This is a genomic window from Stenotrophomonas testudinis (genome assembly GCF_024499815.1).
In the GTDB taxonomy this organism is placed as follows: domain Bacteria; phylum Pseudomonadota; class Gammaproteobacteria; order Xanthomonadales; family Xanthomonadaceae; genus Stenotrophomonas.
The window spans coordinates 1-13146 of sequence record NZ_JAMOKY010000058.1 but is presented as its reverse complement, the minus strand read 5'-3'; the positions used below and the strand labels follow the sequence as shown (position 1 = coordinate 13146).

The 13146-nt window shown below is 68.1% G+C and carries 14 protein-coding genes and 4 tRNA genes; 15 read left to right on the top strand and 3 right to left on the bottom strand.

Going from position 1 to position 13146, the window contains the following annotated elements:
• The 13 genes from NQ204_RS18885 to NQ204_RS18825 form a co-directional block, all read left to right on the top strand.
• On the top strand, positions 1-716 hold a 716-nt coding region (locus NQ204_RS18885; protein ID WP_256644646.1), incomplete at its 5' end, for a ComEC/Rec2 family competence protein.
• Between the two features lie 3 nt (positions 717-719).
• Positions 720-1382, top strand: a complete 663-nt coding sequence (locus tag NQ204_RS18880; protein WP_256644645.1) for a MotA/TolQ/ExbB proton channel family protein — start codon at positions 720-722, stop codon at positions 1380-1382.
• A 3-nt stretch (positions 1383-1385) separates the two neighbouring features.
• Positions 1386-1808: an ExbD/TolR family protein gene (locus NQ204_RS18875; protein WP_108768413.1), complete on the top strand. Its 423-nt coding sequence runs from the start codon at positions 1386-1388 to the stop codon at positions 1806-1808.
• Entirely contained in the window at positions 1805-3553 is a 1749-nt protein-coding gene (msbA, locus tag NQ204_RS18870) for a lipid A export permease/ATP-binding protein MsbA (protein WP_256644644.1), read from the top strand. The genes NQ204_RS18875 and msbA overlap by 4 nt, the downstream gene beginning before the upstream one ends.
• Entirely contained in the window at positions 3553-4572 is a 1020-nt protein-coding gene (gene lpxK / locus NQ204_RS18865; RefSeq protein ID WP_256644643.1) for a tetraacyldisaccharide 4'-kinase, read from the top strand. Before msbA ends, lpxK begins: the two co-directional genes overlap by 1 nt.
• A gap of 75 nt (positions 4573-4647) precedes the next feature.
• Positions 4648-5421, top strand: a complete 774-nt coding sequence (gene kdsB / locus NQ204_RS18860; RefSeq protein WP_116865103.1) for a 3-deoxy-manno-octulosonate cytidylyltransferase — start codon at positions 4648-4650, stop codon at positions 5419-5421.
• Positions 5418-5906 carry a low molecular weight protein-tyrosine-phosphatase gene (locus NQ204_RS18855; protein ID WP_116865104.1) on the top strand — a complete coding sequence of 163 codons (489 nt, stop codon included), beginning with the start codon at positions 5418-5420 and terminating at the stop codon, positions 5904-5906. The genes kdsB and NQ204_RS18855 overlap by 4 nt, the downstream gene beginning before the upstream one ends.
• On the top strand, positions 5903-7315 hold the full coding sequence (locus NQ204_RS18850; RefSeq protein WP_256644642.1) for a hypothetical protein: 1413 nt from the start codon (positions 5903-5905) through the stop codon (positions 7313-7315). Before NQ204_RS18855 ends, NQ204_RS18850 begins: the two co-directional genes overlap by 4 nt.
• Positions 7312-9156, top strand: a complete 1845-nt coding sequence (gene uvrC, locus NQ204_RS18845; protein WP_164073976.1) for an excinuclease ABC subunit UvrC — start codon at positions 7312-7314, stop codon at positions 9154-9156. The genes NQ204_RS18850 and uvrC overlap by 4 nt, the downstream gene beginning before the upstream one ends.
• 17 nt (positions 9157-9173) lie before the next feature.
• The gene (pgsA, locus tag NQ204_RS18840) at positions 9174-9800 is read left to right on the top strand and encodes a CDP-diacylglycerol--glycerol-3-phosphate 3-phosphatidyltransferase (RefSeq protein ID WP_079221387.1); all 627 of its coding nucleotides are present in this window, start codon (positions 9174-9176) and stop codon (positions 9798-9800) included.
• 156 nt (positions 9801-9956) lie between these two features.
• Positions 9957-10032: transfer RNA gene (locus tag NQ204_RS18835), tRNA-Gly, on the top strand.
• 138 nt (positions 10033-10170) lie between these two features.
• A complete protein-coding gene (locus NQ204_RS18830) occupies positions 10171-11277 on the top strand; it encodes an NAD(P)/FAD-dependent oxidoreductase (protein ID WP_343238546.1) in 1107 nt (368 codons plus the stop codon).
• Positions 11278-11382: 105 nt separating this feature from the next.
• Positions 11383-11458, top strand: a tRNA-Gly gene (locus tag NQ204_RS18825).
• Positions 11459-11502: 44 nt separating this feature from the next.
• Here the strand turns inward: NQ204_RS18825 and NQ204_RS18820 are convergent.
• The 3 genes from NQ204_RS18820 to NQ204_RS18810 are packed head-to-tail and all read right to left on the bottom strand — an operon-like array spanning position 11503 to position 12717.
• On the bottom strand, positions 11503-11871 hold the full coding sequence (locus NQ204_RS18820; RefSeq protein WP_256644640.1) for a hypothetical protein: 369 nt from the start codon (positions 11869-11871) through the stop codon (positions 11503-11505).
• Entirely contained in the window at positions 11868-12320 is a 453-nt protein-coding gene (locus NQ204_RS18815) for a hypothetical protein (RefSeq protein ID WP_116862899.1), read from the bottom strand. Before NQ204_RS18815 ends, NQ204_RS18820 begins: the two co-directional genes overlap by 4 nt.
• A complete protein-coding gene (locus NQ204_RS18810; RefSeq protein WP_116862900.1) occupies positions 12313-12717 on the bottom strand; it encodes a hypothetical protein in 405 nt (134 codons plus the stop codon). The genes NQ204_RS18815 and NQ204_RS18810 overlap by 8 nt, the downstream gene beginning before the upstream one ends.
• 130 nt (positions 12718-12847) lie before the next feature.
• Between NQ204_RS18810 and NQ204_RS18805 the strand changes: the two genes are divergently transcribed.
• Both NQ204_RS18805 and NQ204_RS18800 read left to right on the top strand, forming a co-directional pair.
• Positions 12848-12923, top strand: a tRNA-Gly gene (locus NQ204_RS18805).
• 142 nt (positions 12924-13065) lie between these two features.
• Positions 13066-13141 (top strand) — tRNA-Gly (locus NQ204_RS18800).
• Positions 13142-13146: the final 5 nt, after the last annotated feature.

Below are 13146 nucleotides of genomic sequence, written 5' to 3'. Positions count from 1 at the left end.
GGGAGGGCCGCGAGCGGGTGCTGCTGCCGGCGGTGCGCGCGCTGGGGCAGGCGCCGCCAGCGCACCTGCTGCTCAGCCACGACCACCTCGACCATGCGGGCGCTCTGCCGGCCCTGCGCCGGGCGCTGCCGCAGCTGCAGGTTCTGGCCCCGCCGGGCAGCAAGGTCGAGGGCGCGCAGCCCTGCATGAAGGGTCTGCGCTGGCAGTGGGACGGGGTGGATTTCCAGGTGCTGCATCCGTCGGCCGATGGCAGCGAACGCGACAACGAGGCCAGCTGCGTGCTGCGGGTGGCCGGTGCCCACGGGGTCGTGCTCCTGCCCGGCGACATCGGCGCCCGGGCCGAACAGCAGCTGCTGCAGGCGCAGGCGGCGGCCGTGCGCGCCGACGTGGTGCTGGTGCCGCACCATGGCAGTGGCGGCAGCTCGACGGCGGCCTGGGTGGCGGCCGTGTCGCCCCGGCTGGCGCTGGTCTCGGCCGGCCACCAGAACCGCTTCGGCCACCCGAAACGTGACGTAGTCCTGCGCTGGCGGGCCGTGGGCGCCGAGGTGCTGGCCACGGCCGACGCCGGCGCGATCCGCGTATGGCTTGGCGCACAAGGGCTGCAGGTGCGTGAACAGCGTATCCACGCGGCCCGGTGGTGGGATGCCGCTGAGCGGGCGCGGTCGGCTGCTATCCTATCGCCGATCGAACAAGCGGCCGTTGGGCCGGAGGGTTGAAACGTGTGGGAACTGGTCAAGGCCGGTGGCTGGCCGATGGTGCCGCTGCTGCTGTTGGGCGTACTGGCTTTGGCGATCGTCCTGGAGCGTTTCTGGTCCCTGCGGCGCAATGAGGTGCTGCCGCCTGGCCTCGGCCAGGAAGTGCGCAACTGGGCTGCCCGCGGCAAGCTCGACCCGGCCCACCTGCAGACCCTGCGGGCGAACTCGCCGCTGGGCGCGCTGCTGGCCGCGGCGCTGGAAGTTCGCAACCGCCCGCGCGACCAGATCCGCGAGCGCATCGAAGACACCGGCCGCCACCTGGTCCACCGCATGGAGCGTTTCCTCAACGCGCTGGGCACCATCGCCTCGGCCGGCCCGCTGCTGGGCCTGCTCGGCACGGTCATTGGCATGATCCAGATGTTCCTGGGCATCCTCGACCACGGCGTCGGTGATGTGAACCAGCTGGCCGGCGGCATCGGCAAGGCGCTGGTGTGCACCGCCACCGGCATGATCGTGGCCATCCCGGCGCTGATGTTCCATCGCCTCTTCAAGGGCCGCATCCACGGCTACGTGGTGGAGATGGAACAGGAAGCCAGCGCCCTGCTGGACACGCTGGACGGCCGCCCGGGCGTGATGAACGGCGCGCCGGCGCCGCGTGCCGCCGCACCTGCCACGGCCAAGGCCTGATCGATGCGCATCGGCAACGACCGATCCCAGGATGAGCCGCATATCGATCTGGTTCCGCTGATCGACGTCATCCTGGTCCTGATCATCTTCTTCGTGGTCACCACCACGTTCGATGCGCGCTCGACGCTGCAGGTGCAGCTGCCGACTGCCAGCGACCAGCAGACCAACGAGCCGCCGCGTTCGCTCAGCGTGCTGATCAACGCCGACGGCCGCTACTTCGTCAACGACCAGGAAGTACTGCGCACCGACGTCGAGTCGGTCAAGCAGATCATTGCTGCGGTGGCCGGTACCGACCGCGAGCAGACCGTGCTGCTGCGCGCCGACGCGCGCACTCCCTACCAGGCCGTGGTCACCGCGCAGGATGCGCTGGGCCAGCTCGGCTTCCGCCGTATCGCAATCGCAACAGCGCCAGAGGTGCGTCCATGAGTTCCAATCACGCGCCGGTGTGGCCGATCTACAAACGCCTGCTCGGCTATACCCGGGCCTACTGGGTGTTCATGGTGGCCGCCGTCATCGCGATGGTGGTCGAGGCCCTGGCCGGCTACCACTTCACCAAGCTGATGGAACCGCTGGTCAACCGCGGCTTCGTCAACCCCGAGCCACGCATGGCGGTGATCCTGCCGCTGACCATCCTCGGCCTGTTCCTGATGCGCAGCCTGGCCACCTGGGTCAGCGACTATACGCTGGCCAAGACCGGCCGCAGCGTGGTCCGCGACCTGCGTGAGCAGATCCTGCAGAAGTACCTGCACCTGCCGTCCTCGCATTTCGATACCGAAGCGACGCCGGTGATGGTCAGCCGCCTGAACTTCGATACCGAGCAGGTCACCCAGGCCAGCGCCGACGCGCTGAAGACCGTGGTGGCCGACACCCTGACCATCATCGCCATGCTGGTGGTGATGCTGCAGATGAGCGTCAAGGTGACCCTGGCCATGCTGCTGGTGGTGCCGCTGATCGGTGCCATCGTCTCCTACGTGGGCAAGCGCTACCGGCGCATCAGCCGCGGCATCCAGGACGGCATGGGCACCATGGCGCAGACCGCCGAGCAGTCGCTGGCCGCTCAGCAGGAAGTGAAGGTGCACGGCACCCAGCAGCACGAGATCAGCCGCTATTCGCGCCTGGCCAACCGCATGCTGGCGCTGAACATGAAGGTCGAAGTGACCCGCGCTGCGGCGTCCAGCGTGGTGCAGTTCCTGGCCGCGCTGGCGCTGGCGGTCATCGTCTGGGTGTCCACCCGCGAAGCGCTGGCCGGCAAGCTCAACGCCGGCCAGTTCATGGGCCTGATGACCTCGATGATGGCCATCATTCCCTCGCTGCGCCGCCTGACCAGCGTGCAGACCTCGATCTCGCGCGGCGTGGCCGCCGCCGAGCGCCTGTTCGGCATCATCGACATGCCGGTCGAGCGCGACGCAGGGCGTACGCCGCTGCAGCGCGCCCGCGGCGAACTGGCCTTCGAGCACGTCATGCTGCGCTACCGCGCCGACAGCGGCATCGCCCTGGATGACATCAGCTTCGTCGCCAGGCCCGGCACCGTCACCGCCATCGTCGGTCGTTCCGGCAGCGGCAAGACCAGCCTGATCCGCCTGGTGCCGCGCTTCTACGAGCCCAGTGGTGGCCTCATCACGCTCGATGGCGTGGCGCTGGATGACTATCCGCTGGCCGACCTGCGCCGTCAGGTCGCCATCGTCGGGCAGAAGGTCATGCTGTTCGACGACACCATCGCCGCCAACATCGCCTATGGCATGGACGCGACCGATGAACAGATCCGTGCCGCGGCCGAAGCTGCCAATGCCTGGGAGTTCATCGCGCGCATGCCGCAGCAGCTGCAGACCCCGGTGGGCGAGAACGGCGCGCTGCTGTCCGGCGGCCAGCGCCAGCGCCTGGCGATCGCACGCGCGATCCTGCGCGACTCGCCGATCCTGATCCTGGACGAAGCCACCGCTGCGCTGGACAACGAATCCGAACGCCTGGTGCAGGACGCACTGCAGCGCCTCATGCCCGAGCGCACCACCCTGGTGATCGCGCACCGCCTGTCCACCATCGAGCACGCCGACCAGGTGCTGGTGATGGACCATGGCCGCATCGTTGAGCGTGGCACCCACAAGGAACTGCTGGAAATGGGTGGCCTGTACCAGCACCTGCATAGCATGCAGTTCCGCGATAGGCAGGACTGATGGCAGGCAAAGGTACCCAGACCCCGCCGTACTGGTACGACGGAAGCCCGGTTCCGTTGCCGATGCGGCTGCTGGCGCCGCTCTATGCCGGCGTGGCCGCGCTGCGCCGGCGGCTGTACCGGAAGGGCTGGTTCAAGCGGCATGCGCTGCCGGTGCCGGTCATCGTGGTCGGCAACATCACCGCCGGTGGCACCGGCAAGACACCGCTGACCATCGCCCTGGTCGAGCGCCTGCGCGCGGCCGGCTGGAAGCCGGGCGTGGCCAGTCGCGGTTACGGTCGCGAAGAAGCGGACAAGGCGCGCTGGGTCGAGGCCGATACGTCCACCGCGCTGGGCGGTGACGAACCGGTGCTGATCGCGTGGAAGACCGGCGTGCCGGTGCGCGTGGACAGCGACCGCGTGGCGGCCGGCAAGGCACTGATCGCGGCCGGCTGCGATGTCATCGTCTGCGACGACGGCCTGCAGCATTACCGGCTGCAGCGCGACATCGAGATCGAGGTCATCGACGCGCAGCGCCGCTACGGCAATGGCCGGATGATTCCCGCCGGGCCGTTGCGTGAGCCGGTCAGCCGCGCCGACGAATGTGATTTCCGCGTGGTCAATCTCGGCCAGGCCGATGAAGCCACCGCCGCCCAGGCCTGCGGTTTCGGCCAGTGGCCGATGGCGCTGCACATCGACAGCGCGCAGCCCTTGCCGGGGGGGCGTCCGCGCCCGTTGGCCTACTTCGCGGGCCAGCGCGTGCATGCCGTGGCCGGCATCGCCAACCCGCAGCGCTTCTTCGACATGCTGCGTGCGCGCGGCATCGGCGTGGTGCCGCATGCCTTCGCCGACCACCAGGTCTACCAGCCGCAGGACCTGTCCTTCGGCAGTCAGCTGCCGGTGCTGATGACCGAGAAGGACGCGGTGAAGTGCCGCGCCTTCGGCAACGACTGGCATTACGCGGTGCCGCTGCGCGCCGAACTGCCGGCTGCCTTCTGGGTGGCCCTGACCGACCGCCTTGACAAGCTGCGCCCGAACTGAGCGGCCGCGTGGCGCTTGCAATCGCCCGCCGCCGGCCGCATTCCCGTTGTATCGCGCCTGCCGAGTATCGCCTGCATGACTGAATTCGTTGTCGCCATCCCGGCCCGCCATGCCGCCTCGCGGCTGCCGGGCAAGCCGCTCCGCCTGCTCGGCGGTGAACCGCTGGTGCTGCACGTGGCACGCCGCGCGCTGCTGGCCGGCGCCCGCGAGGTATGGGTGGCCACCGACGACAGCCGCATCGCCGATGTGCTGGACGGGCTGGGTGAGGTCAAGGTGGCCATGACCGCGGTCAGCCACGCCTCCGGCACCGACCGCCTGGCCGAATGCGCGCGTATCGCCGGCTGGTCCGACGAAACCGTGGTGGTCAATCTGCAGGGCGATGAACCGTTCGCCCCGGCGGCCGGCATCCGTGCCGTGGCACAGGCGCTGGTCGAGGGCGATGCGCCGATGTCGACCCTGGCCACCTCCGTCGAGGATGCCGAGACCCTGTTCGACCCGAACGTGGTCAAGCTGGTGCGCAACGTGCGCAACGAGGCGATGTATTTCAGCCGCGCGCCGATCGCCTGGCACCGCGATGGCTTCGCGCGCAGCCGTGACGCCTTGCCGGAAGGTCATCGCTGGCTGCGCCATATCGGCATCTACGGCTACCGTGCCGGCTTCCTGCAGCAGTTCGCGGCAATGCCGCCGGGCCAGCTGGAGCAGGTCGAGGCGCTGGAACAGCTGCGCGTGCTGGAAGCCGGTTTCCCGATCAGCGTGGCGATTTCGCCCGAAGCCTTCCCGCCGGGCATCGACACGCCCGAGGACCTGGCCCGCGCCGAAGCCCTGCTGCAGTCCATGGCCGCGCGATGAACCTGCTGGTCGTCTGCCTGGGCAACATCTGCCGCTCGCCGATGGCCGAAGGCGCGCTGCGTGCCCGGCTGCAGGCCTCGCCGCTGGCTGACCGGGTGCAGGTCGACTCGGCCGGCACCGGCGACTGGCACGTAGGCGAAGCGCCTGACCGCCGCGCCATTGCCTGCGCCGCCCGCCACGGCGTGGATATCGGCGGCCTGCGCGCGCGCCAGCTGCAGGCGGGGGATTTCGAACGCTTCGACTGGATCCTCTGCGCCGACGAGGCCAACCTGCGCGACGCCGCGCGGCTGGCCACGGCCGCCCAGCGCGGGCGCCTGTCGCTGTACCTGCCGTGGTCAGGCGGGCAGGGCGTGCAGGCCATCCCCGACCCCTATACCGGCGGCCAGGATCATTTCGAGCAGGTCTGGGCGATGGTCGACCAGGCTGCAGAGCGGACCGTGGCACGACTGTTGCATAACGCTGAGTCCGGCATAATCAGGCCATGAACGCACAGCCCGTCCAGGACCTGCCCGAGTTTGCCACTTGGCTCAACGCCGCCCCCTGCACCCTGACCGAGCTGCGTGGCCGACCGGTCGCGCTGCTGTTCGTCAATGCCGCATCGGCCTGGAGCATGCAGCGGCTGGCCGAGTTCGGCCAATGGCTGTCACGCAACCCGGGCCGCCTGCAGCCGTTGGTGCTGCATGTGCCGCGCTTCGATTTCGAACGCGACGCCGGCGCTGCGCTGAAGCTGCTGCGCAGGCAGGGGCTATCGATGCCGGCGCTGCTCGATGCCGACTGGGATGGCTGGCGCCGCTTCGGCGTCACGGCCTGGCCGACCGTCATCCTGCTCGACGCGCAGGGGCGCGAACGGCAGCGGCTGGTTGGCCTGGGTGCACCCGGTGAGCTGGAACGCGCCTTGAACGATCTCTGCGAAGGAGCGCCGCTGGCGCCATCGCGCGGGGGCAGCGAGCTGCATCCCGAACTGCCGCATCCGCTGCGTTTCCCGGCCGGCCTGGCGGTCAACCGGGACCGCCTGTACATCGCCGACAGTGGTCGCCATCGCATCCTCGAGTGCAGCCACGGCGGGCGCGTGCTGCGTCAGTTCGGGCTGGGTACCGCTGATTTCATGGATGGCAACCTGGCCGAAGCCGCGTTCCACCGCCCGCAGGGGCTGGTGCTCGAGCGCGAGTCGCTGTACGTGGCCGACACCGGCAACCACGCGGTGCGCCGCATCAACCTGTCGACCGGACAGGTCGACACGCTGTGCGGCAACGGTCGCCCCGGCACGCCGGTCGAAGGGCCGGTGGCGCAGGCGCGGCAGGTGGCACTGGACAACCCGGTCGGCCTGGCGATCGCTGACAACCAGCTGCATATCGCCATGGCCGGCGACAACCGCCTGTGGAGCTTCCACCTCGGCCTGCGCAGCCTGCAATGGCGCGCCGGCAGTGGTGCCATCGACGAGCGCGACGGCAGTGGCCACATGGCTGCCTTCGCCCAGCCCACCGGCCTGGCAGTGGTGCAGCAGGTACTGTACGTGGCCGATGCGCTGGGCTCGTCGATCCGTGCGGTGCAGCTGCGCGGTGACCTCGTGCAGACCCTGGTCGGGCAGGGCGCCTGGCGCTTCGGCGCCGACGATGGCCCGCGCGGGCAGGCCAGCCTGCAGTATCCGCAGGCCATTGCATTGAGCCCGGACGCACCCCTGCTGTGGATCGCCGATACCGGCAACGGCCGCCTGCGCACGCTGCGCCTGGGCGGCGGCGACCTGGTCACCCAGCCACTGCCGCGCCGCCTGCATGGCCCGGCCGGCCTGGCCGTGGGTGCCGGTGCCGTGTGGATCGCCGAGACCGACGCGCACGCGGTGCTGCGTTTCGACCCCGACAGCGGCGTGCTCAGCGAAGTGCCGATCAGCGAATGACCGACGTCACCGCCCCGGCCTTCGACGGCAAGGCCTTCGCGGCCCAGTTGAGCACCGCACCCGGCGTCTACCGCATGTACGCGGCCGACGACACACTGCTGTACGTGGGCAAGGCGCGCGCGCTGCGCAACCGCGTCGGCAGCTACTTCAACGGCAGCCCGAAGAACGCGCGCATCATGTCGATGCTTTCGCAGATCGCGCGCATGGACGTGACGGTCACCCGCTCGGAAGGCGAAGCGCTGCTGCTGGAAAACCAGCTGATCAAATCCCTGTCGCCGCGCTACAACGTGTCCCTGCGCGACGACAAGACCTACCCGCATGTGCTGCTGACCCGCGAAGACTGGCCGCGCATCGCCCTGCACCGTGGCCCGCGCGCCATTCCCGGGCGTTACTTCGGGCCGTACCCGGGCGTCACCGCGGTACGCGAGACGCTGAACCTGATGCACAAGCTGTTCAAGCTGCGCAGCTGCGAGGACAGCGTGTTCCGCAACCGTTCGCGGCCGTGCCTGCAGTACCAGATCGGCCGCTGCAGCGCGCCCTGCGTGGACCTGGTGCCGGCGCCGGAGTATGCCGAATCGGTGCGCCGTGCCACGCTGTTCCTGGAAGGCAAGAGCGATGAGCTGACCCGCGAGCTGGGCGAGCAGATGCAGGGCGCCAGCGAGGCGCTGGAATTCGAGAAGGCCGCGCGCCTGCGTGATCTCATCGCTTCGCTGCGCAGCATGCAGACCCGCCAGTACGTGGATGGCCGCGCCGCCGACCTGGACGTGCTGGCCGTGGCCATGCACGGCTCTCAGGCCTGCGTGCTGCTGCTGGCCTTCCGCGATGGACGCAATCTCGGCACCCGCCCGTTCTTCCCGCGAACCAATGGCGAGGACAGCCCGGAAGAGGTGCTGGCCGCGTTCGTGTCGCAGTACTACATCGAATTCGAGCCGCCGCGCGAGATCCTGCTGGACCGGCAGATTCCCGACGCCGACCTGCTGGTGGCCGCGCTGTCGGCCTCGGCCGAGCGCAAGGTGCAGCTGAAGTGGAACGTGCGTGGCGAGCGCGCCGGCTATCTGGAGCTGGCCAGCCGCAACGCCCAGTTGACCCTGGCCACCGAACTCAACAGCCGCAACGCGCAGCACGCGCGCAGCGAAGCCCTGCGCGAAATGCTGGGCCTGGCCGAACCGGTCAAGCGGGTCGAATGCTTCGACATCAGCCACACCATGGGTGAGGCCACCGTGGCGTCGTGCGTGGTGTTCGATGCCGCCGGCCCGGTGCGCGCGCAGTACCGCCGCTTCAACATCAGCGGCATCGAGCCCGGCGATGACTACGCCGCCATGCACCAGGCCATCGACCGCCGCTTCCGCCGCGCCGTGGAAGAGCAGGGCGTGCTGCCCGACGTGCTGCTGATCGATGGTGGCGCCGGCCAGCTGGCCCAGGCCCAGGCCGCCCTGGCCGACCTGGGCGTGGAAGGCGTGCTGCTGGTGGGCGTGGCCAAGGGCGTGGAGCGCCGCGCCGGCCACGAAGCACTGGTGATGCCTGATGGCCGCGAACTGCGCCCGGGCGCAGCCAATCCTGCGCTGCAGTTCATCCAGCAGGTGCGCGACGAAGCGCACCGCTTCGCCATCACCGGACATCGCGGGCGCCGTCAGAAGGCCCGGATGACCAGCAAGCTGGAAGATATTCCCGGTATCGGCCCGCGCCGGCGCGCCAGCCTGCTCAAGCATTTCGGTGGTCTGGTCGGCCTCAAAGCCGCCGGTGAAGCCGAAATTGCCAAGGTCGAGGGCATCAATGACGCCCTCGCTGCACGCATCTACGCTAACCTGCACGGGTTGGCCACGCCTGACCCGGCCGAGTAGAGAGAGAAGCAAGCCGCATGAAGTTGACCCTGCCCACCTGGCTGACGTTGTTGCGGATCGTGATGATCCCGGTGCTGGTGCTGGTGTTCTACCTGCCCTACACCTGGACCAATTTCGCGTCCGCGGCGATCTTCGGCCTGGCCGCGATCACCGACTGGCTCGATGGCTGGATCGCCCGTCGGTACAAGCTGGAATCGGCGTTCGGCGCCTTCCTCGATCCGGTGGCGGACAAGCTGATGGTGGCCGTGGCGCTGTTCCTGATCGTGCAGGGCCACCCGACGCCGTGGATGGCGTTCTGGGCGGCGGTGATCGTCGGCCGCGAAATCGCGGTGTCGGCGCTGCGCGAGTGGATGGCCGAGCTGGGCCAGCGCGCCAAGGTGCGCGTGGCCATGATCGGCAAGGTCAAGACCACCGCACAGATGGTCGCGCTGCTGTGCCTGCTGTATTCGGTGGCACCGAACGTGCCGGTCAATGACATCTGGATGGGCCCGCCGGTGTTCCATATCGGCGACTGGACCCTGGCCATTGCCGCCGTGCTGACCCTGTGGTCGGGCCTGCAGTACCTGCATGCCGCCTGGCCGAGCCTGCGCGAAGACGAGCGCGCCGCGCGCGAGCGTTCGCGTCAGAAGAAGCTGGGCAACTGAGCCTCTGGGTCGGATCCCTTTCCGCACGAAAGGACTCTGACCCCACGGTCGCAGCCATCCACGCCATGCGTGGATGCGCCCTGCCAGACCGGCGCGGAATACCACTGAAAAACCGCTTGACGCCATTTTCAGAACAGGTAGAATTTCGCCTCCCAAGCGGGAATAGCTCAGTTGGTAGAGCGCAACCTTGCCAAGGTTGAGGTCGCGAGTTCGAGTCTCGTTTCCCGCTCCAGATTCAAGAAGAACGCTCCCGCAAGGGAGCGTTTTTCGTTTGCGTCTTCGGCCGCTTCATCCCCACTTCACCGCCACCCCATCGCCCCGCCACGCGCGCCGGCGAAGCTGCAACACCGTTCCAGCCGGTGATGCCGCGATGCCCCACATGTCCTCTGCCTACGACCACGATCTGGTCATCGTCGGCGCAAGTTTCGCCGGCGCTGCCTGCGCGTTGGCCGCCGCGCAGTTCGGCCTGCGCGTCTGCGTGCTGGAGCGCAAGTCCGATCCCCGCGAGCGCCTGCACACCACCGGCATCGTGGTGAAGGAGGCGATGGAGCAGACCTGGCTGGGTCGCATGCCCGAGCATCTGGTGCAGCATGTCGCGCGCGTGCGGCTGTACGCGCCGAACCTGCGCAGCGTGCAGCTGGCCGCGCCCGGGTACTACTTCCTCACCACCGACACCCCGAATCTGATGCGCTGGCTGGCCGACGAACTGCGTGCCAGCGGCGTGGATCTGCGCCTGCAGCAGTCCTTCACCAATGCCGAGGCCGATGGTGATGGCTGGCAGGTGGAAGGGGCAGGGCGGTGCGCCTATCTGGTCGGTGCCGATGGCGCGCGATCACGCGTGGCCCGGCGTACCGGCCTGGGCCAGGTGCGCGACAATCTCTATGGCATCGAGCGCGAGTTTGATGGCCTGCAATTGCCGCAGGGCGATGCGCTGCACTGCTTCGTCAGCAAGCGTTACGCTCCGGGCTATATCGGCTGGGTCGCGCAGAATCCCACGGGCGTGCAGGTCGGGCTCGCCCTGCGCCATGATCCGATGCAGGCGCGGGTGCCGGACATCGATGGCTTCATCAAGCACGTGCGCGATACCGTCGGCATCGCACCGTCATTGCAGCCGTCATCCACCCGCGCCGGGCTGGTGCCCTGTGGCCTGCCGGATGGGCCGATCACCGGCCATCGCCTGGTCCTGACCGGTGATGCGGCCGGCATCGTCTCGCCGCTGTCGGCCGGCGGCATCCACTCGTCGTGGCGGCACGGCTGGGCGGTCGGCGATGCCATCGGCCTGCACCTGCGTGGCCAGGGCCCCGCCGCCGAACAGGTGGCGCGGCGGGTGGCACCGGCCTTCCGGCGCAAGCGCCTGCTGCGCTGGGCGATGGACCATCTGCAGCAGGACTGGCCGCTCAACGCGCTGCTGCGCACCGCCGCGACGCGGCGCGTGGCCGAGCAGATCTACTTCCACCGGCGCGGGGTGCGGGCCTGACCGCCAAGCTGAACGACGCGGTGCAGACGACCCGAAAAATCCGGTTGACGCCGTGCAGCAATATCGACACAATAGCGCTCCTTCGACGCAGGTCGAACGGAATCTGCGGGAATAGCTCAGTTGGTAGAGCGCAACCTTGCCAAGGTTGAGGTCGCGAGTTCGAGTCTCGTTTCCCGCTCCAGATTGCAGAAAAACGCTCCCGGAAGGGGGCGTTTTTCGTTTGCGTCAGTCCTTTTCGCCGATGGTCGTGCGAGGGGCGCCCCTTTGCACGTCGCACCACGTCCGTATGTCCGCCCGGTCGAAATTCCGGCAGGCATTCTTCTGCGCGGTGTACAGGTACTGAGCATCGGCCTGGTAGGTGAAGTGGTAGTAGTACGTCAGGTCCTTGCCGTACTGCCAGTCGTTCGAGGAACCATCGCTGATCACGTAGGGTTCGAAGAAGAGGATCGACGACTGCTCGGGAATGAAGTTGCTCCTGTCCATCAGCAGCATCATCGCGTTCCATACCAGGTGGGTCGACAGGCAGAGTGCGAGCGTGCACGCTGCGAGCATCACGCCCGTGGCGGTGGCGGCATAGCGTAGTGCTGCGCTCACGATGAAGGGTATCTGCGTGCGGCGGAAGCGCGGCGGCGAAACGCCTTCCACGCACTGATGACGGACACCGCGCACAAAGCCAGGAACAGGCTCAGATCCAGCAACAGCAACCACAGCAGGTGTGTACCGTAGACCGGCGATTGGTGCATCGCGCCCATCGCGAACGGTACCGACCACGTCAGCAGCAGCGCGAAGGCGATCAGCAGGCGAAGCCAGAGCCGACGCCATCGCCATGGGCGCACGATCAGCACGGCAACCGCGATTTCGACCGTGCTCATCAAAGCGAACGTAACAACCTTGCCGGTGGCATAGGGCTGGGGCGTGTCTGGATCGAGACTGCGCTGCAGCCAGTAGTCATGCTGCGCGCCGGCATGAATCAGCGCGGCCATCACCGCCAGCCAGACAATGGTGGCGGCCAGGCAGTACCAGCGAATGGTGCGATCACTCATGCGCGGGCTCCTTGCGCGTGCTGCAGGTGGTGGTGAGCGCAGCTAAGTGCATGCTTGCGGCGATTGCGGCCAGCGCAAGCACGCCCGGGCCGGCGGTGAAGTACAACATGCGCAACGGGTTGTTGTGCATCAGCGTCCAGGTCGCGAACGCGAGCGGGATGGCCAGCAGCAGCAATTTCGCTGCCAACGGCCGCAGTACGGCGATCAACGGCTGTGCGCCGAGGAACAGCACGAACGCGTAGTACTGCGCGAGGCCAAGGCCGATGTTGCCGTGCGAGCTGAAACCGACATGGTCGCGATACCAGTTCATGCCCAGCGGCATCAGCGTCCAATAGAGTGCGCCCACCAGCAGGTGCAGCAGCAGGGAGATCAGCAGGGATTTGCCGTGCAGGAACATGGGCCGAGGCGTCCGGGCGGGGCAGGGTACCCCACCGCGCAGGGCCCGGATCGCCGTGCGTGAAGACTGTTGACGGCGTGAAGGAATTTGGACACAATAGCGCTCCTTCGACGCAGGTCGAACGGAATCTGCGGGAATAGCTCAGTTGGTAGAGCGCAACCTTGCCAAGGTTGAGGTCGCGAGTTCGAGTCTCGTTTCCCGCTCCAGATTCTACAGGGCCCCGGTAGGGGCCTTGTTTTTCTCCCGCCTCGGCAAGGCGGGGCACGTTGAGCCACAAGGCTTTGCGCGCAGTCAGAAAGGTGAAATCGCTGGTGTGTGTTCCGGATTTCCGGTACCATGGCGGCTTACGCGGGAATAGCTCAGTTGGTAGAGCGCAACCTTGCCAAGGTTGAGGTCGCGAGTTCGAGTCTCGTTTCCCGCTCCAGATTC